This window comes from Enterobacter sp. 302C9 (genome assembly GCF_034106085.1).
GTDB classification, from domain to species: Bacteria; Pseudomonadota; Gammaproteobacteria; order Enterobacterales; family Enterobacteriaceae; genus Enterobacter; species Enterobacter asburiae_B.
The window spans coordinates 134,210-151,136 of sequence record NZ_JAWNBW010000002.1 but is presented as its reverse complement, the minus strand read 5'-3'; the positions used below and the strand labels follow the sequence as shown (position 1 = coordinate 151,136).

The 16,927-nt window shown below is 55.8% G+C and carries 19 protein-coding genes; 11 read left to right on the top strand and 8 right to left on the bottom strand.

Going from position 1 to position 16,927, the window contains the following annotated elements; genetic code table 11:
• Positions 1-55: 55 nt before the first annotated feature.
• Positions 56-514, top strand: a complete 459-nt coding sequence (locus tag UR289_RS06465) for a hypothetical protein (RefSeq protein ID WP_231113490.1) — start codon at positions 56-58, stop codon at positions 512-514.
• Positions 515-559: 45 nt separating this feature from the next.
• Here UR289_RS06465 and ychF read toward each other — a convergent pair whose 3' ends face one another.
• Complete coding sequence (gene ychF / locus UR289_RS06460; protein ID WP_010432886.1) at positions 560-1,654, bottom strand: redox-regulated ATPase YchF; 1,095 nt, start codon at positions 1,652-1,654, stop codon at positions 560-562.
• Positions 1,655-1,780: 126 nt separating this feature from the next.
• Positions 1,781-2,365: an aminoacyl-tRNA hydrolase gene (gene pth / locus UR289_RS06455; RefSeq protein ID WP_023336005.1), complete on the bottom strand. Its 585-nt coding sequence runs from the start codon at positions 2,363-2,365 to the stop codon at positions 1,781-1,783.
• Between the two features lie 274 nt (positions 2,366-2,639).
• Here pth and ychH point away from each other — a divergent pair, with 274 nt between their 5' ends.
• The gene (gene ychH, locus UR289_RS06450) at positions 2,640-2,915 is read left to right on the top strand and encodes a stress-induced protein YchH (RefSeq protein ID WP_023312132.1); all 276 of its coding nucleotides are present in this window, start codon (positions 2,640-2,642) and stop codon (positions 2,913-2,915) included.
• Between the two features lie 121 nt (positions 2,916-3,036).
• Entirely contained in the window at positions 3,037-4,077 is a 1,041-nt protein-coding gene (locus UR289_RS06445; RefSeq protein ID WP_320709480.1) for a MerR family transcriptional regulator, read from the top strand.
• A gap of 3 nt (positions 4,078-4,080) precedes the next feature.
• Here the strand turns inward: UR289_RS06445 and dauA are convergent, their stop codons facing one another.
• The 4 genes from dauA to lolB form a co-directional block, all read right to left on the bottom strand.
• Entirely contained in the window at positions 4,081-5,760 is a 1,680-nt protein-coding gene (gene dauA / locus UR289_RS06440; protein ID WP_320709478.1) for a C4-dicarboxylic acid transporter DauA, read from the bottom strand.
• A 124-nt stretch (positions 5,761-5,884) separates the two neighbouring features.
• Positions 5,885-6,832 (bottom strand): ribose-phosphate diphosphokinase, encoded by a 948-nt coding sequence (prs, locus tag UR289_RS06435; protein WP_003856663.1) that lies wholly within the window; start codon positions 6,830-6,832, stop codon positions 5,885-5,887.
• Positions 6,833-6,957: 125 nt separating this feature from the next.
• Positions 6,958-7,827, bottom strand: a complete 870-nt coding sequence (gene ispE, locus UR289_RS06430; RefSeq protein ID WP_320709476.1) for a 4-(cytidine 5'-diphospho)-2-C-methyl-D-erythritol kinase — start codon at positions 7,825-7,827, stop codon at positions 6,958-6,960.
• On the bottom strand, positions 7,824-8,435 hold the full coding sequence (gene lolB, locus UR289_RS06425) for a lipoprotein insertase outer membrane protein LolB (RefSeq protein WP_023312128.1): 612 nt from the start codon (positions 8,433-8,435) through the stop codon (positions 7,824-7,826). Before lolB ends, ispE begins: the two co-directional genes overlap by 4 nt.
• A gap of 201 nt (positions 8,436-8,636) precedes the next feature.
• Here lolB and hemA point away from each other — a divergent pair, with 201 nt between their 5' ends.
• Genes hemA through kdsA form a run of 6 tightly spaced genes read left to right on the top strand, consistent with a single transcriptional unit; the run spans position 8,637 to position 13,940 of the window.
• Positions 8,637-9,893: a glutamyl-tRNA reductase gene (hemA, locus tag UR289_RS06420; RefSeq protein WP_023335999.1), complete on the top strand. Its 1,257-nt coding sequence runs from the start codon at positions 8,637-8,639 to the stop codon at positions 9,891-9,893.
• Between the two features lie 41 nt (positions 9,894-9,934).
• Complete coding sequence (gene prfA / locus UR289_RS06415; protein ID WP_023335998.1) at positions 9,935-11,017, top strand: peptide chain release factor 1; 1,083 nt, start codon at positions 9,935-9,937, stop codon at positions 11,015-11,017.
• Positions 11,017-11,847: a peptide chain release factor N(5)-glutamine methyltransferase gene (gene prmC / locus UR289_RS06410; protein ID WP_320709474.1), complete on the top strand. Its 831-nt coding sequence runs from the start codon at positions 11,017-11,019 to the stop codon at positions 11,845-11,847. Before prfA ends, prmC begins: the two co-directional genes overlap by 1 nt.
• Positions 11,844-12,236, top strand: a complete 393-nt coding sequence (sirB2, locus tag UR289_RS06405; RefSeq protein WP_048975300.1) for an invasion regulator SirB2 — start codon at positions 11,844-11,846, stop codon at positions 12,234-12,236. The genes prmC and sirB2 overlap by 4 nt, the downstream gene beginning before the upstream one ends.
• Before the next feature lie 3 nt (positions 12,237-12,239).
• Positions 12,240-13,049 carry an invasion regulator SirB1 gene (sirB1, locus tag UR289_RS06400; RefSeq protein ID WP_023312124.1) on the top strand — a complete coding sequence of 270 codons (810 nt, stop codon included), beginning with the start codon at positions 12,240-12,242 and terminating at the stop codon, positions 13,047-13,049.
• 36 nt (positions 13,050-13,085) lie between these two features.
• Positions 13,086-13,940: a 3-deoxy-8-phosphooctulonate synthase gene (gene kdsA, locus UR289_RS06395; protein ID WP_023335996.1), complete on the top strand. Its 855-nt coding sequence runs from the start codon at positions 13,086-13,088 to the stop codon at positions 13,938-13,940.
• Positions 13,941-14,016: 76 nt separating this feature from the next.
• On the opposite strand, the gene chaA is transcribed toward kdsA, so the two are convergent.
• Positions 14,017-15,117, bottom strand: coding sequence for a sodium-potassium/proton antiporter ChaA (chaA, locus tag UR289_RS06390; protein ID WP_023312122.1), 1,101 nt, complete (start codon positions 15,115-15,117; stop codon positions 14,017-14,019).
• Between the two features lie 270 nt (positions 15,118-15,387).
• On the opposite strand from chaA, the gene chaB reads away from it, so the two are divergent.
• Both chaB and UR289_RS06380 read left to right on the top strand, forming a co-directional pair.
• A complete protein-coding gene (gene chaB, locus UR289_RS06385; RefSeq protein ID WP_023312121.1) occupies positions 15,388-15,618 on the top strand; it encodes a putative cation transport regulator ChaB in 231 nt (76 codons plus the stop codon).
• Positions 15,619-15,795: 177 nt separating this feature from the next.
• Complete coding sequence (locus UR289_RS06380; protein WP_047061041.1) at positions 15,796-16,491, top strand: gamma-glutamylcyclotransferase; 696 nt, start codon at positions 15,796-15,798, stop codon at positions 16,489-16,491.
• A gap of 30 nt (positions 16,492-16,521) precedes the next feature.
• Here UR289_RS06380 and UR289_RS06375 read toward each other — a convergent pair whose 3' ends face one another.
• Positions 16,522-16,761, bottom strand: a complete 240-nt coding sequence (locus UR289_RS06375; protein ID WP_010432930.1) for a DUF1883 domain-containing protein — start codon at positions 16,759-16,761, stop codon at positions 16,522-16,524.
• Between the last annotated feature and the right edge of the window lie 166 nt (positions 16,762-16,927).

The window sequence follows — 16,927 nt, the reverse complement described above, 5'->3', positions numbered from 1 at the left end:
TGAAGGCATTTATCGCTTATATCCCTTTTATATAGGCAAGGAGATCTCTTTTCGAATGATAATGAATAAATATATGAAAAACGTATGCTATAAATTCGATGAAAAAAGAGTTACATCTCTTGTAGAAAAAGGAAACGAGTTTCACGACAACCAAAAATACGCCGAAGCTTTAGAACAATACCAAAAAGCCTGGCAAGCTCTTGCTGAGCCAAAGTTTGAATCGGAATTTGCTAACTGGATCGCTGCGTGCATGTACAGCGCTTACTTTGATCTTGAGGATTACGATGAGGCGAAGAAATGGGGAGAGACGACGTTGCGCACACGTGGATCGAATATAGACACTGCACCATCAATCGACCTCGGCATGGTCTGTTACGAGTTGAATCAATTCGATGAAGCGTATAAATATTTCAACGATGCTTATAACTACGGCAAAGAGCGTGCGTTTCAGGATAGACCTAAAAAATACCTTGAGTTCTATCTGCGAAAGAGGGCGGAAATCGGTAATTTATGAAAAAAAATCCACGCCAAAGCGTGGATTTTTTTCATTCAAAACAACTCAAACGTTAAACAAGAAGTTCATCACATCGCCATCTTTAACGATGTAGTCTTTACCTTCCGCACGCATCTTGCCTGCTTCTTTCGCGCCTTGCTCACCCTTGTAGGTGATAAAGTCTTCAAACGCGATAGTCTGCGCACGAATAAAGCCTTTCTCGAAGTCGGTGTGGATCTTACCGGCCGCCTGAGGAGCTGTCGCACCCACAGGGATCGTCCACGCACGCACTTCTTTCACGCCAGCGGTGAAGTAGGTCTGAAGGTTCAGCAGCTCATAGCCCGCGCGGATCACGCGGTTCAGGCCCGGCTCTTCCAGACCCAGCTCGGCCATGAACTCTTCACGGTCAGCGTCGTCCAGCTCGGCAATATCGGATTCAACGGCAGCGCAAACCGCCACAACCACAGAACCTTCAGCCGCCGCGATTTCACGCACTTTGTCGAGGTACGGGTTGTTCTCAAAACCGTCTTCGTTAACGTTGGCGATGTACATGGTTGGCTTCAGGGTCAGGAAGCTCAGGTATTTGATCGCCGCCTTGTCTTCTTCAGTCAGGTTTTTCAGCGCGCGCAGCATGCCCGCGTTTTCCAGCTGTGGCAGACATTTTTCCAGCGCAGCCAGTTCCGCTTTCGCGTCCTTGTCGCCGCCTTTGGCTTTCTTCTGCACGCGGTGAATAGCGCGTTCGCAGGTGTCGAGGTCAGAGAGCGCCAGCTCGGTGTTGATGACGTCGATGTCGTCAGCCGGATCCACTTTGTTGTTAACGTGGATGATGTTGTCGTTCTCGAAGCAGCGCACAACGTGGCCGATCGCTTCGGTTTCACGAATGTTGGTCAGGAACTGGTTACCCAGACCTTCACCTTTGGACGCGCCTTTTACCAGGCCCGCGATGTCCACGAATTCCATGGTGGTTGGCAGAATGCGCTGCGGCTTAACGATTTCCGCGAGCTGGTCCAGACGCGGGTCCGGCATTGGCACAACGCCGGTGTTAGGTTCGATGGTACAGAACGGGAAGTTCGCCGCTTCGATACCCGCTTTGGTAAGCGCGTTAAACAGGGTGGATTTGCCCACGTTTGGCAGACCGACGATACCGCATTTGAATCCCATTTCTAAATCACCTTAATATCTTGATAATCAATCCGTTAACGATAACCGATTGATGAAAAGTAAATAACTACGCCTATTATACACGTAACCCGCATGACGCGCGGTAAAAAAGCCGAATCGGGCGGATTATTGCGCTTTGAAAGCGTGTAAGCGGTTTGTCGCTTTGGTTAACCCATCTTTCAGCCAGATTTCAGTGCAGCGCGCCGCTTCGTCTACCGCCTCGTCAATCAGTTTCTGCTCAGAAACCGGGGGCTTACCGAGTACGAAACCGACAACTTTGTTTTTATCGCCCGGATGGCCGATTCCAACGCGCAAACGGTGGAAATTCGGGTTATTGCCCAGCTTGCTGATGATGTCTTTGAGGCCGTTGTGGCCGCCGTGCCCGCCGCCCAGCTTGAATTTTGCCACGCCGGGCGGGAGATCCAGCTCATCGTGTGCGACCAGAATTTCATCCGGATTGATGCGATAAAACGTTGCCATTGCCGCCACCGCTTTACCACTCAGGTTCATAAAGGTGGTGGGCACCAGTAAACGAACATCCGCGCCAGCAAGGTTGATACGTGAGGTATACCCGAAGAATTTAGGTTCTTCACGCAGGGGAGCACGTAACCGCTCGGCCAGCAGATCGACGTACCATGCCCCGGCGTTGTGGCGGGTGGCCGCATACTCTGCGCCGGGGTTGGCGAGGCCGACAATCAGTTTAATCGTCACGATTCAATTCCTAATGGGTTCCAGATCTGGCGCGTAGTTTACTGTCTGGCGCGCCGCTTGACAAAATTCTGCGATCTTCCCAGCGAAATACGAATAATTTCTGATTTGAACCATTAGAATTTCAAGCTGTTCAAAGCCTTATTTGTAAACTTTTGTTTGGGACTTATCTGTAATTGTGATCATTCACGCAACTCATAAAAGGGGCGTTGTCTATACTTTACACACAAGGATTAGGGGCTTTTCCCCTGACAACCCAAAGTTCCGGAGGTGACACATGAAACGCAAAAACGCTTCGTTACTCGGTAACGTACTGATGGGATTGGGGCTGTTCGTGATGGTAGCCGGCGTGGGTTATTCCATTTTAAACCAGTTACCTCAGATTGACCTCCCGCAATACTTCGCGCACGGCGCGATATTGAGCATCTTCGTTGGTGCGGTATTGTGGCTTGCAGGGGCGCGCGTGAGCGGCCATGAGGAAGTCTGCGATAAATACTGGTGGGTGCGCCACTACGACAAACGCTGTCGTCGCGATCAGCATAAGCACAGCTAGTGCTACGATAAAGAACGCCGAAACGGCTCCCGAGGGAGTCGTTTTTTTTTGCATCAAGGGTTGACCCTCACGTAACGTAAGGCTCCAGAGTGGCGCCACTGGCAAAGAAAAAGGAGCAGTTATGTTGATTCAGGTGGGTGAACTGGCGAAACGCGCCGGGATCACCGTGCGGACATTGCACCACTATGAGCAAACAGGGTTGTTGCTGCCTTCTGCCAGAAGCGCGGCAGGTTACCGGCTTTACAACCTGGCGGATGTCCAGCGTCTGCATATGATCCAGGCGCTGGCAAAAGCGGGGCTGGAACTTGCTGAAATCAGGGATTTCCTGGAACAGGAGTCGCTGTCGTTAACCGAGTTACTCGATGCGCAAATCACGCTGCTGGATAAACAGCTGCGCAGCATACATACGCTGCGCGATCGGCTGGTGGAGCTGCGAACCGGGCTTCTCGACGATGCGACGCCGGATCTGGAATCCTGGCTACAGACTCTGGAGTTAATGAATATGTACGATCGCTGGTTTAGCAAAGAAGAGTTACAGCAGCTGCCGTTTGCGGTGCAGAAGGATGCGCTGGCGGCTATCTGGTCAGGGCTGGTTGCAGAGGCCAACACGCTGCTGGAGCACCATATACCCGCTACTGACGCCCGGGCGATGGATCTGGCGACGCGCTGGATGGAGCGCCTTGAGCAGGACACGGCGGGCAAGCCGGAGTTTCTCACCCGGCTGAACGAGATGCACAGCGTTGAACCGCAGATGCAGGCGCAGACCGGCATCACGCCGGAGATGACGGATTACATCACGCGCGCGTTTGCTGAGTCTAAGCTCTTCATATGGGAGAAGTATCTCACTGCCGAAGAGATGGCCTTTACCCGGGCACACTACTTTGACCGCATGATGGAGTGGCCGCCGCTGGTGGCGAAACTGCATCAGGCGCAGCGGGAAAATATCGATCCTGCCTGTGAGGAGGCGCAAAAGCTGGCTGAAAACTGGCTGGCATTGTTCCAGTCTTACGCGGGCAAGAACCCGGAAACTCAGCAAAAGTTTCGTACTGCCATGCAGCAGGAGCCGCACCTGATGAAAGGAACCTGGATGACGCCTGCCGTGCTTGCATGGCTCCAGCAGGCGATCGGGGTGATGATGCAGAGACGTTTCTCTGCATCATGAGACTCACAGATCCGCTAACGCGGCTTCACGGTTAGGGTAGAAGGAGAGTCGGCCAGGGATAGGCTGTACGCCCGCGCGCGCCATGGTGCGCAGCGGCTGAAACTCCAGGTTACTCACCCGCAGCTCGCAGCCTTCCGGCAGACGTTTCACAAAGCGCTGGAAGGCATCCAGGCCGCCTGCATCCAGCACCGGTACGGCATCCCATTTCAGCACCACAACCCGTTTGCCCGCGATGCGGGACTCCAGATCGCTGAACAGACCTTCCGCCGCCGCGAAGAACAGCGGGCCAATCACGCGCAGCACCAGCACATCGTCAGGCACCTCGACGTTAACCGGGGAAAGGCGCGTCATCTGCGCGATACGGCGCATAAACAGCAGGGAAGCCAGCACGATCCCGACGCTGATGGCGATAACCATATCGAACAGCACGGTCAGCGACATGCAGATCAGCATCACGATGATGTCGTCTTTCGGCGCGCGACGAAGCAGGTTCACCACCTTGTGCGCCTCGCTCATGTTCCAGGCCACCATCAGCAGCAGGGCGGCCATGGCGGAAAGCGGTAGCCAGGAGAGCAGCGGGGCGAGGATCAGCAGGGCGAGGATCACCAGCACGGAGTGGATAACCGCCGAAACCGGTGAGGTTGCACCCGCGCGCACGTTGGCCGCAGAACGGGCGATGGCTGCCGTTGCGGTAATACCGCCGAAGAACGGCGCGACGAGGTTGCCTAATCCCTGACCGACCAGTTCGCTGTTGGCTTTGTGCTTAGTGCCGGTCATGCCGTCCAGAACGACGGCGCAGAGCAGGGATTCAATTGCCCCCAGCATTGCCATAGAGAACGCGGCGGGAAGCAGGGCGCGTAGGGAATCCCAGCTTAGGGTAAAGCTGGAGCCGGGCATGTCCCACGGCAGCACCAGCTGCGGTAGCAGTTGCGGAATACCGCTACCCTGTGAACCGTCCGCCAGAACATAGTGAAACTGCGAGCCGATAGTCGCGACGTGACCACCGAACATATTGACGATCGCCATCACCGCGCAGCCCAGCAGCAGCGCGGGCAGATGGCCCGGCAGACGAATACCGAGGCGAGGCCAGACGATCAGCGTGCCCAGCGTCACAATCCCGATGGCGGCGTCGCCCATATTGGCCGTCGGCAGCGCCATAAACAGCGCCCCCACTTTTTGCAGATAGTGCTCCGGTACGTGGGGCATCTGCAGGCCGAGGAAATCTTTGATCTGCATGGTTCCGATGGTAATACCAATCCCCGATGTGAACCCCAGCGTCACGGAAAGGGGGATGTACTCGATCAGCCGCCCAAAGCGGGCCAGACCAAACAGAATCAAAAAGACGCCGGACATCAGGGTGGCGACCAGCAGGCCTGCCAGACCAAACTGCTGTGAAACCGGGTAGAGGATCACCACGAAGGCGGCGGTCGGGCCGGAGACGCTGAAGCGCGAGCCGCCCGTCAGGGCAATGACTATCCCGGCAACGGCCGAGGTGTACAGACCGTACTGCGGCGCAACGCCGCTGCCAATCGCCAGCGCCATCGCCAGCGGGATGGCGATAATGCCGACGGTGATCCCGGCAATCAGGTCACGAACAAAGCGTGACGAGGTGTACTTCTCTTTCCAGCAGGCGTCGATGAGGGCGCGAAAGGGCAGAACATGTGAGGAGGCTACGTTTTTCACAATTATCTATCATCCGTATGCGCATCATCTGTCATATGAATGGCAGGTGAAGGAGGCATTAATCATACAAATAAAACCCGGAGACAAAAAAACCCGCCGCAGCGGGTTTTTCGGCCGTGTTCGATTAGTGTTCGAACATTGCTGAGATGGATTCTTCGTTGCTGATACGACGAATCGCTTCGGCCAGCATCCCGGACAGGGTCAACGTACGCACGTTTGGCAGTGCTTTGATCTCGTCGCTCAGTGGGATGGTATCGCATACCACCACTTCGTCAATGACAGAGTTGCGCAGGTTGTTTACCGCATTACCGGAGAAGATCGGGTGAGTCGCGTAAGCGAATACGCGCTTGGCACCACGCTCTTTCAGCGCTTCAGCTGCTTTGCACAGCGTACCGCCGGTATCGATCATGTCGTCAACCAGCACGCAGTCACGGCCAGCAACGTCACCGATGATGTGCATCACCTGAGAAACGTTAGCGCGCGGACGGCGTTTGTCGATGATCGCCATGTCGGTATCGTTCAGCAGCTTAGCGATAGCGCGGGCACGTACCACGCCGCCGATGTCCGGAGAAACCACGATTGGGTTATCCAGGTTCAGCTGCAGCATGTCTTCCAGCAGGATTGGGCTGCCGAATACGTTATCAACCGGGACGTCGAAGAAGCCCTGGATCTGCTCTGCGTGCAGGTCAACGGTCAGTACGCGGTCAACGCCGACGCTGGACAGGAAGTCAGCGACAACTTTAGCGGTGATTGGCACACGTGCGGAACGGACGCGACGGTCCTGACGGGCATAGCCGAAGTAAGGGATTACAGCAGTGATACGGCCTGCTGAAGCGCGACGCAGGGCGTCGACCATAACAACCAATTCCATCAGGTTGTCGTTTGTTGGAGCACAGGTGGACTGGATGATGAAAATATCACCACCGCGTACATTTTCGTTAATTTGTACGCTGACTTCGCCGTCGCTAAAGCGACCTACGGCGGCGTCGCCGAGGGAAGTGTACAGGCGGTTGGCAATACGTTGTGCTAGTTCCGGGGTGGCGTTACCAGCAAAAAGCTTCATATCAGGCACGAGAAGAACCTCAGGCATGCGTCCAGTGGTGGATAGCGTTCGCCGCAAACTGTGCGGGCCAGGCGAAGGCTATCCAGGCGGTGTATTAAAGAGCGCGATGCAACGTCTGGAACAGGGTGACGTTGTCACCGAAACTCAGTCTGCGCCAGAATGGTCTGCTGTAGGGGGGAGGTGTTCATCCCGCGTGCTACAAAACCATGCAGCCAAACCGGCGCTTGCTCAAGCACCTGACGAGCGGCGGATTCGGTGTCAAATTCAGCAAAGACACAGGCCCCTGTACCAGTCAGGCGCGACGGCGCGTATTCTAACAGCCAGGAAAGCACCGCATCAACCTCGCGAAAACGTTTTCTTGCGATATCCTCGCAATCGTTGCTGAATTCACAATTTAATAACGTTTCTATTGACCGAACCGGGGTATTCCTTTTCAGGTCAGGATCTTTAAAGATGACCGGCGTCGGAATGCTCACGCCAGGATGGGCAACCAGATACCACTTCTCCGGCGGTTCAGCCGGGGAGAGGATCTCACCCACGCCTTCAGCAAAGGCCGCATGACCGCGCACAAACACCGGGACATCCGCCCCCAGCGTCAGGCCCAGGGCTGCCAGTTCGTCCTTCGACAGCCCGCAGCCCCAGAGGTGGTTCAGCGCAACCAGCACGGTGGCGGCGTTGGATGATCCACCGCCCAGACCGCCGCCCATCGGCAGGCGTTTCTCGATACGGATATCCGCACCGCTTCCCGCGGTCAGACGGCCCGATTCCGCCGCGGCTTTCATCAGCAGACGCGCGGCGCGCACGATCAGGTTGTGCTCATGCGCCACGCCTTCGACCGGCGTTAGCAGGCAAATCTGCCCGTCCTGGCGCAGTTCAATAGAGATCGTGTCGCCATAGTCAATAAACTGAAACAGCGTCTGCAGGGTGTGATAACCGTCAGCACGCTGGCCGGTAATGTATAAAAACAGGTTCAGCTTTGCCGGAGAGGGCCAGTGGGTCATCATTTAACGATCCAGTTGTCCATTTTCAGCTTGATACGCTGGCTGCCCTGCGTCAGCTCCATGTTTGATGGCAGCGACGGTTTACTCTTGCTGTCATAGGCGCTGTACACCACCTTCCAGGTTTTGCCGTTCTGGGTGTAGTTCACCTGGCTCAGACGGTACTGGTCATCAAGGGTGTAGTCAGTTGCCTCACCCGGCAGGCCAAGGATCCACTGGCGCAGGCTGTTGAGCGGGATAGGCATCCCGGTCAGCTTGCCAATCATCTCTTCGGCATCGGTCGCGGTATAGTGCTGGCCTTTGTTATCGGTGATCTGCGCTTCGCCCGGTTTGGCGATAAGCTCCAGTTCGGTGCTGCCCAGCGGGTTCAGCAGCAGAAGGCGGTAGTTGTCCTGCCCCGTCTGCTGCCAGAAGAAGCGGGCATAAACCTTTTGTTCGTCAGAGAGATAAGCGAAAGCGCCGCGGGTCTGGTACTGGTTCAAATTACGGACGTCCTGCTGGTGCTGACGCCACTGCGGTGAATCAGGGCTTTTGCCCGGGCCTTTTGGTTGGGTGACGGTACACGCGGTCAGAACCAGTGCTGCCAGCGGCAGCAGGCGAATCAGTCGGGTCATAATGAGGACAAATCCTTGAGATACGTTGCAGTTATAACTGTTAATGCTAGCGTCGAAGGGGGCTACCGTCTACGTTCAAATTATCTCAAAGGGTTGTGTAACCTATTACTCCGAAAGGAGGCAGTCCCTTTTATTGATCTCGCGCATCCTGTATGATGCGTTCTGCTAACCTTATTAACGCTGGTACTACTCCCGCTCAACATGACCCTATTAGCACTCGGCATCAACCACAAAACGGCTCCGGTTTCGCTGCGAGAACGCGTGACGTTTTCGCCGGATACGCTTGACCTGGCGCTGGACAGCCTGCTTGCACAGCCTATGGTGCAGGGTGGCGTGGTGCTCTCGACGTGCAACCGTACCGAGCTGTATTTAAGCGTGGAAGAGCAGGACAACCTGCACGAAGCGCTGATCCGCTGGCTATGTGACTACCACAACCTCAATGAAGACGAGCTGCGCAACAGCCTGTACTGGCATCAGGACAACGATGCCGTCAGCCATCTGATGCGCGTCGCCAGCGGGCTGGATTCGCTGGTGCTGGGCGAGCCGCAAATTCTGGGTCAGGTGAAAAAAGCGTTTGCGGATTCGCAAAAAGGGCATCTGAAGGCCAGCGAGCTGGAGCGCATGTTCCAGAAGTCGTTCTCCGTGGCGAAGCGTGTGCGAACAGAAACCGACATTGGTGCCAGTGCGGTTTCTGTTGCTTTCGCGGCCTGCACCCTTGCACGCCAAATCTTTGAATCCCTTTCTACCGTCACCGTGATGCTGGTGGGGGCGGGCGAAACCATCGAACTTGTGGCGCGCCATCTGCGCGAGCATAAAGTGAAAAAGATGATTATCGCAAACCGCACCCGCGAACGCGCGCAGGTGCTGGCGGATGAAGTGGGTGCAGAGGTGGTTGCCCTGAGCGACATCGATGAACGCCTGAAAGAGGCTGACATTATTATCAGCTCAACCGCCAGCCCGCTGCCGATTATCGGAAAAGGGATGGTGGAGCGTGCGCTGAAGTCCCGCCGTAATCAGCCGATGCTGCTGGTGGATATCGCCGTCCCGCGGGATGTTGAGCCGGAAGTGGGCAAGCTGCCTAACGCCTATCTCTACAGCGTGGATGACCTGCAAAGCATCATTTCGCACAACCTTGCCCAGCGTAAAGCGGCGGCAGTTCAGGCGGAAACCATCGTTGAGCAGGAAACCAGTGAGTTTATGGCCTGGCTGCGCGCGCAAAGCGTCAGCGAGACCATCCGCGAGTACCGCGGGCAGGCGGAGCAGGTGCGTGATGACCTGACTGCCAAAGCGTTAGCGGCCCTTGAACAGGGCGGCGACGCAAATGCGATTATGCAGGATCTGGCGTGGAAACTGACCAACCGCCTGATCCATGCACCAACCAAATCTCTTCAGCAGGCTGCCCGTGACGGGGATGATGAACGCCTGACTATTCTGCGCAACAGCCTCGGGCTGGAATAGCGCCCTATACCCATTTTCTAAGACAAGGTGCACTTACGCCTATGAAGCCTTCTATCGTCGCTAAACTGGAAGCTCTGCACGAGCGCCATGAAGAAGTACAGGCGCTGCTCGGGGATGCCGGGACCATTGCGGACCAGGAACGTTTTCGCGCGCTCTCGCGTGAATACGCGCAGTTAAGTGATGTTTCTAAATGCTTTACCGACTGGCGACAGGTTCAGGAAGATATCGAAACCGCGCAGATGATGCTCGACGATCCTGAAATGCGCGAGATGGCGCAGGAAGAGTTGCAGGATGCGAAAGCGCGTTCTGAAGAGATGGAGCAGCAGCTTCAGGTGCTTCTGCTGCCGAAAGATCCGGACGATGAGCGTAACGCGTTTGTGGAAGTGCGCGCCGGTACCGGCGGTGACGAAGCGGCTCTGTTTGCCGGGGATCTGTTCCGCATGTACAGCCGCTACGCCGAATCGCGTCGCTGGCGCGTGGAGATCATGAGCGCCAACGAAGGCGAACATGGTGGCTACAAAGAGGTTATCGCCAAGATCAGCGGCGACGGCGTGTACGGTCGTCTCAAGTTTGAATCCGGCGGTCACCGCGTGCAGCGCGTGCCGGCCACCGAATCTCAGGGCCGCATTCACACCTCCGCCTGTACGGTTGCGGTGATGCCGGAGCTGCCGGAAGCTGAACTACCGGACATCAATCCTGCGGACCTGCGTATTGATACGTTCCGCTCCTCTGGCGCGGGCGGTCAGCACGTTAACACCACCGATTCCGCTATCCGTATTACACACCTGCCGACCGGCATCGTCGTTGAATGTCAGGACGAGCGTTCGCAGCACAAAAACAAAGCCAAAGCGTTGTCCGTGCTGGGCGCGCGTATTCACGCAGCTGAAATGGCGAAACGCCAGCAGGCGGAAGCGTCTACACGCCGTAACCTGCTGGGCAGCGGCGATCGCAGCGACCGTAACCGCACCTATAACTTCCCGCAGGGGCGCGTAACCGATCACCGCATCAACCTGACGCTGTACCGTCTGGACGAGGTAATGGAAGGGAAGCTGGATATGCTGATCGAGCCTATCGTGCAGGAATACCAGGCCGACCAGCTGGCGGCGCTGTCAGAGCAGGACTAATGGATTTTCAGCGCTGGTTACGTGAGGCGGCCGGTGAGCTTTCAGAAAGCGAAAGCCCGAAACGCGACGCCGAAATTTTGCTTGAGCATGTGACGGGTAAAGCCCGCACGTATCTGCTGGCTTTTGGCGAAACCGAACTGACCGCGGAACAGGAAGCGCAGCTCGGCGCGCTGCTTGCCCGCCGTAAAACCGGCGAGCCGGTGGCGCACCTTGTCGGTGAGCGTGAGTTCTGGTCGTTACCGCTGTACGTTTCGGCGGCGACGCTGATCCCGCGTCCGGACACCGAGTGTCTGGTGGAGCAGGCGCTGGCGCGTTTACCGGCGGCGGCCTGCAGCATTCTCGATCTCGGTACCGGGACCGGGGCTATCGCGCTGGCGCTCGCTACCGAGCGGCCCGACTGCACGGTGACGGCGGTGGATGTGATGTCCGATGCGGTGGCGCTGGCGCAGCGTAACGTGGAACGTCTCGGGCTTCGCAACGTGACGGTGCTGCAAAGCAGCTGGTTTGCCGCGCTGGAGAATCGCTCATTTGCGATGATTGTCAGCAATCCTCCCTATATCGACGAACATGACCCGCACCTTGCGCAGGGAGACGTGCGCTTCGAACCGCTGACGGCGCTCGTGGCCGCCAACGCGGGATTAGCCGATCTCGAACACATTGTGACAACGTCACGGGAACATTTACTTCCCGGCGGCTGGCTGCTCGTGGAGCATGGCTGGACGCAGGGAGAAGCCGTGCGGGCACTGTTTACGCAAGCAGGTTACGCCGCTGTCGAAACCTGCCGCGACTACGGCGGCAACGAACGCCTGACGCTGGGGCAGTGGCTATGAGCCTGTTTACCGTGCTCATTACCGCCCACCTCATTTCCGTTGCGCTGACCGTCAGCTTTTTCATCGTCCGTTACTGGTGGCGCTACAGCAACAATCCTCTGATGGATGCCCGCTGGGTGCGTATCGCACCGCACTGCATCGACACGCTATTGCTCCTTTCCGGTGCCGGGCTCATGTGGAAGACCGGCTATCTGCCATTTACTGATAAAGGTGCATGGCTGACTGAAAAGCTGTTTGGCGTTATCATCTACATCGTTTTGGGTTTTATCGCGCTTGGGCGTCGTCGTCCGCGCAGCCAGCAGGTCGGGTTTATCGCCTTTCTGCTGGGTCTGGTGGTGCTGTACATCATCATTAAACTCGCCACCACAAGAATACCGTTACTGGGGTAAGTCATGAGGTCCTTAGCCGATTTCGAATTTAATAAAGTGCCGCTTTGCGATGGCATGATCCTGATTTCTGAGATGATTCGCGACGATTTTACGTCGCAGTTTGTCTACGATGAGCTGGAGAATCTGGTCAGCCTGGCGCGTGAAGAGATTAATCAGGCTCGCCCGCAAGACTGGCAATTAGAGAAGCTGCTGGAGCTTTTCTACGGCGAATGGGGTTTCTGCGACACGCGGGGCGTGTATCGCCTGTCTGACGCGTTATGGCTGGACCAGGTCTTAAAAAATCGTCAGGGCAGCGCCGTGGCGCTGGGCTCTATTTTGCTGTGGGTCGCGCACCGTCTGGATATTCCGCTGGTCCCGGTCATTTTCCCGACGCAGATGATCCTGCGCGCTGAGTGGCTGGACGGCGAAATGTGGCTCATTAATCCTTTCAACGGCGACACGCTGGATGAACATACGCTGGACGTGTGGCTGAAAGGCAATATCAGCCCGGTGGCTGAACTCTTCAACGAAGATCTCGACGAGGCGGATAACGCAGAAGTGATCCGCAAGCTGCTGGATACGCTGAAGTCTGCGTTAATGGAAGAGCGTCAGATGGAGCTGGCGTTGCGCGCCAGCGAAGTGCTGCTGCAGTTCAACCCGGAAGATCCCTACGAAATTCGCGATCGTGGGCTGATCTACGCGCAGCTCGACTGTGAGCACGTGGCGCTGAATGATTTGAATTATTTCGTCGAGCAGTGTCCGGAAGACCCCATTAGCGAAATGATTCGTGCGCAGATCAACGCGATCTCGCACAAACAAATTACACTGCATTAATCTTAATTCCGATTCACACCTGAATAAGGCGATCCTATGAAACAAAAAGTGGTTAGCATTGGTGATATCAAGGTAGCAAACGACCTGCCGTTCGTACTGTTTGGCGGCATGAACGTGCTGGAATCCCGCGATCTCGCCATGCGTATCTGCGAACACTACGTGACCGTGACCCAGAAGCTGGGCATCCCGTACGTGTTTAAGGCCTCTTTTGACAAAGCCAACCGCTCCTCCATCAACTCTTACCGTGGCCCGGGCCTGGAAGAGGGAATGAAAATTTTCCAGGAGCTGAAGCAGACCTTTGGCGTGAAAGTGATCACCGACGTGCATGAAGCCTCACAGGCGCAGCCGGTGGCAGACGTGGTGGACGTGATTCAGCTCCCGGCGTTCCTCGCTCGCCAGACTGACCTGGTTGCGGCGATGGCGAAAACCGGCGCCGTTATCAACGTGAAGAAACCACAGTTCGTCAGCCCTGGTCAGATGGGTAATATCGTCGATAAGTTCATCGAAGGCGGCAACGATCAGGTGATCCTGTGCGACCGCGGCGCAAACTTCGGCTACGACAACCTGGTTGTGGATATGCTGGGCTTCAGCGTAATGAAGAACGTCTCCGGTCAGTCTCCGGTGATTTTCGACGTGACGCACGCTCTGCAGTGCCGCGACCCGTTTGGCGCCGCGTCCGGCGGCCGTCGTGCCCAGGTGACCGAGCTGGCGCGCGCCGGTATGGCGACCGGCCTGGCCGGCCTGTTCATTGAAGCGCACCCGGATCCGGCTAACGCGAAATGCGACGGCCCATCAGCGCTGCCGCTGGACAAGCTGGAGCCGTTCCTGAAACAGATCAAAGCGATTGACGATCTGGTGAAGAGCTTCGACGAGCTGGATACCAGCAACTAATAAAAAAACCCGCTTCGGCGGGTTTTTTGTTGTGGGAGAGGGTTGGGATGAGGGCATCAGCCCGCGCCGCATAAAATTACGCAAATATCGTCATCAGATACGCAATAAACAAGGCCATATGCGCCGCGCCGTTCAGCACGTTGGTACGCCCGGTTGAGAACGAAATCTGGCACAGCAGTAACGAGGCGACCATCACAATCATCTCAGGCGCGCCCAGCGCAAACTGCAGCTCGTTGCCCGTCATAAAGGCAATCAGCGTCACCACCGGTACGGTAAGTGAAATCGTCGCCAGTACGGAGCCGAAGAACAGGTTCATTGCGCGCTGCACCTGATTATTCAACACCGCTTTCAGCGCGCCCAGCCCTTCCGGCGACAGGATCAGCAGCGCCACCAGGAAGCCGGTAAACGCCACCGGCGCGTTCAGCTCGGTTAACAGCGTCTCCAGCGGGTTAGCGTTCATCTTGGTGACGGCAATCACCGCAATCAGATGCACGATCAGCCAAACCGTATGCCACGCGCTGCTGTGGGCCGACGGCTTGCCGTGGTGCGGGTCATCATCGTCGCCGTCGTCTTCATGCTCGTACACAAAAAGACTCTGGTGCGTTTTGGTCTGAATCAACAGAAACACGCCGTACATGGCGGCGGAAATCAGTGCGACCAGCAGCGCCTGCCCGGTGGAAAAGTTTGCACCCGGCAGCGCCATCGGGAAGACCAGCACGATAATCGCCAGCGGGAAGAGGGCGATAAGATACTGTTTAATGCCGAACAGGTTCATATACTGGGTCGCAAATTTGCGCCCGCCCAGCAGCAGAGAGAAGCCTACCAGGCCGCCCGTCACAATCATAATGATCGAATAGAGCGTGTCGCGCATCAGCGTCGGCGCGGCATCGCCGGTCGCCATAAGCGCGGAAATCAGGCTGACTTCGAGAATAACAACGGAAAGGCTGAGAATTAACGATCCGTACGGCTCGCCCAGACGGTGGGCCAGGACGTCCGCATGGCGAACAACGCTAAATGCGCTGGTTAAGATGCCGACCAGGGCAAGAATATTGATACCAACCACCACTGGCAGTGACTGACTGCTTCCCCAGAAGAGCAGCACAGCCAGTGCCAGAACCGGGAAAATGAGTGACGTCTCCTTGTGGCGGGTCTTTACCGCCTCGTGTGTTGCTGTCATGTGCTTCTCCATCAATGCAGGTGCTTGTAATTATAGATAGATTTTTGAGGTCATTAAATTAACAGATCTCTGTTAAATACCCTTTATTTTTTACTTAATTTTACCCTTTGTCATTATTTTCATTGATGATGGGTATAATTCGAGCTCTTTATTGATTACTCATTAAATAACAAGTATTTAAAAATGTAATTTATTCATAAATTATTGCCGGGTGGCACCATGGCGTATCGTCGTCCACACTTATCTCTTTAACCAAAAGAGAGGTTAGTGATGCCCTATAAAGCGAAACGCGAATTACCGGATAACGTACAAAACGTGCTGCCCGCTCATGCGCAGGATATCTACAAAGAGGCGTTTAACAGCGCCTGGGATCAGTACAAAGACAAGGACGATCGCCGGGATGATGCCAGCCGTGAAGAGACGGCCCACAAAGTCGCCTGGGCCGCAGTAAAACATGAATATGAGAAAGGAGACGACGATAAATGGCATAAAAAGAAATAGCCGTGAAATGATTCGCTGCCTTCATTTTGACTTTTCAGGCGGTTGAACTTCCGTTGTATTGCAACTGGTCCGCTAATTGCTTATCGTTATTCGACTGCTGGCAAAATGACCAGCATAAAATGCCGGGAAGGCGAATTACAGATGTCGCAAGGAAGCATGCAGTGGCGGAGGTGGAAAGTGTTAACGCGTGATTTCTTAATGAAAGCAGATTGTAAGACGGCATTTGGTGCTATTGAGGAATCGCTTCTCTGGTCAGCTGAACAACGTGCGGCGTCACTCGCTGCTACGCTTGCCTGCCGCCCGGATGATGGCCCGGTATGGATTTTTGGCTACGGCTCCCTGATGTGGAACCCGGCTCTGGAATTTGTCGAATCGGCAACGGGAACGCTGCCTGGCTGGCATCGCGCATTTTGCCTGCGCCTGACGGCCGGACGCGGCAGCGCGTGCCAGCCCGGGCGCATGCTTGCACTGAAAGAGGGCGGGCGCACCACGGGCGTGGCGTATCGCCTGCCGGATGCCACGCTGGAAGAGGAGCTCACGCTGCTCTGGAAGCGCGAGATGATCACCGGCTGCTATATGCCGAGCTGGTGCAAGCTGGAACTGGACGACGGACGCACCGTCAATGCGCTGGTGTTTATTATGGATCCGCGCCATCCGCTGTATGAAGCGGATACCCGCACGCAGGTGATTGCCCCGTTGATTGCCGCTGCCAGCGGGCCTCTGGGCACCAACGCGCAGTATCTCTTCTCCCTCGATCAGGAGCTGACCCGCCTCGGCATGAAGGACGATTGTCTGAATGAACTGGTGGTGAAGGTGAAGGCGCTGCTGGAAGGGAACCCGCTCAACAGCGCGCTGCGACCGGGTTTTGCCTGACAATACGCCCGGCTTGCCGGGCGTTTAAACTTATGCTGCCACGTAGCTGACGGAATGCTCCAGCGACTGGCTGTGGCTATCGATCAGCACATCCCACGTGCCGGTATACGGCACGGTAAGCCAGGCCTTATCGTCCTGTACGGTGAGAATATCCGCCTGGGACTGTTTTTGTGCTTTCGAACTCATCAGATGAATACGACAGCGTTCTGAGCAACGCACCACTACCGTATCCCCGCCAAACAGTTTCAAACTTGTTTTTACCAGTGCCATTTTTTACCCCGTAGTCTTAAACAACGCTCTCCCTGCTGCCATATCCGAGCGTGATGTTGTTCACAATTCACTCATGGCATAACACCAAAGGGGAGGGGGCGGGATGCTGATTTTGATCAAAAAATGGCATAACGATTAAACAAAAATGACAAAATTCCTCAAAATT

Bases quoted from the DNA above. Each gene is read 5' to 3' on its own strand.
- UR289_RS06465 (WP_231113490.1), top strand. From the start codon at position 56: ATGATAATGAATAAATATATGAAAAACGTATGCTATAAATTCGATGAA.
- ychF (WP_010432886.1), bottom strand. From the start codon at position 1,654: ATGGGATTCAAATGCGGTATCGTCGGTCTGCCAAACGTGGGCAAATCC.
- ychH (WP_023312132.1), top strand. From the start codon at position 2,640: ATGAAACGCAAAAACGCTTCGTTACTCGGTAACGTACTGATGGGATTG.
- UR289_RS06445 (WP_320709480.1), top strand. From the start codon at position 3,037: ATGTTGATTCAGGTGGGTGAACTGGCGAAACGCGCCGGGATCACCGTG.
- ispE (WP_320709476.1), bottom strand. From the start codon at position 7,827: ATGATGACCCACTGGCCCTCTCCGGCAAAGCTGAACCTGTTTTTATAC.
- lolB (WP_023312128.1), bottom strand. From the start codon at position 8,435: ATGACCCGACTGATTCGCCTGCTGCCGCTGGCAGCACTGGTTCTGACC.
- hemA (WP_023335999.1), top strand. From the start codon at position 8,637: ATGACCCTATTAGCACTCGGCATCAACCACAAAACGGCTCCGGTTTCG.
- prfA (WP_023335998.1), top strand. From the start codon at position 9,935: ATGAAGCCTTCTATCGTCGCTAAACTGGAAGCTCTGCACGAGCGCCAT.
- prmC (WP_320709474.1), top strand. From the start codon at position 11,017: ATGGATTTTCAGCGCTGGTTACGTGAGGCGGCCGGTGAGCTTTCAGAA.
- sirB2 (WP_048975300.1), top strand. From the start codon at position 11,844: ATGAGCCTGTTTACCGTGCTCATTACCGCCCACCTCATTTCCGTTGCG.
- sirB1 (WP_023312124.1), top strand. From the start codon at position 12,240: ATGAGGTCCTTAGCCGATTTCGAATTTAATAAAGTGCCGCTTTGCGAT.
- kdsA (WP_023335996.1), top strand. From the start codon at position 13,086: ATGAAACAAAAAGTGGTTAGCATTGGTGATATCAAGGTAGCAAACGAC.
- chaA (WP_023312122.1), bottom strand. From the start codon at position 15,117: ATGACAGCAACACACGAGGCGGTAAAGACCCGCCACAAGGAGACGTCA.
- chaB (WP_023312121.1), top strand. From the start codon at position 15,388: ATGCCCTATAAAGCGAAACGCGAATTACCGGATAACGTACAAAACGTG.
- UR289_RS06375 (WP_010432930.1), bottom strand. From the start codon at position 16,761: ATGGCACTGGTAAAAACAAGTTTGAAACTGTTTGGCGGGGATACGGTA.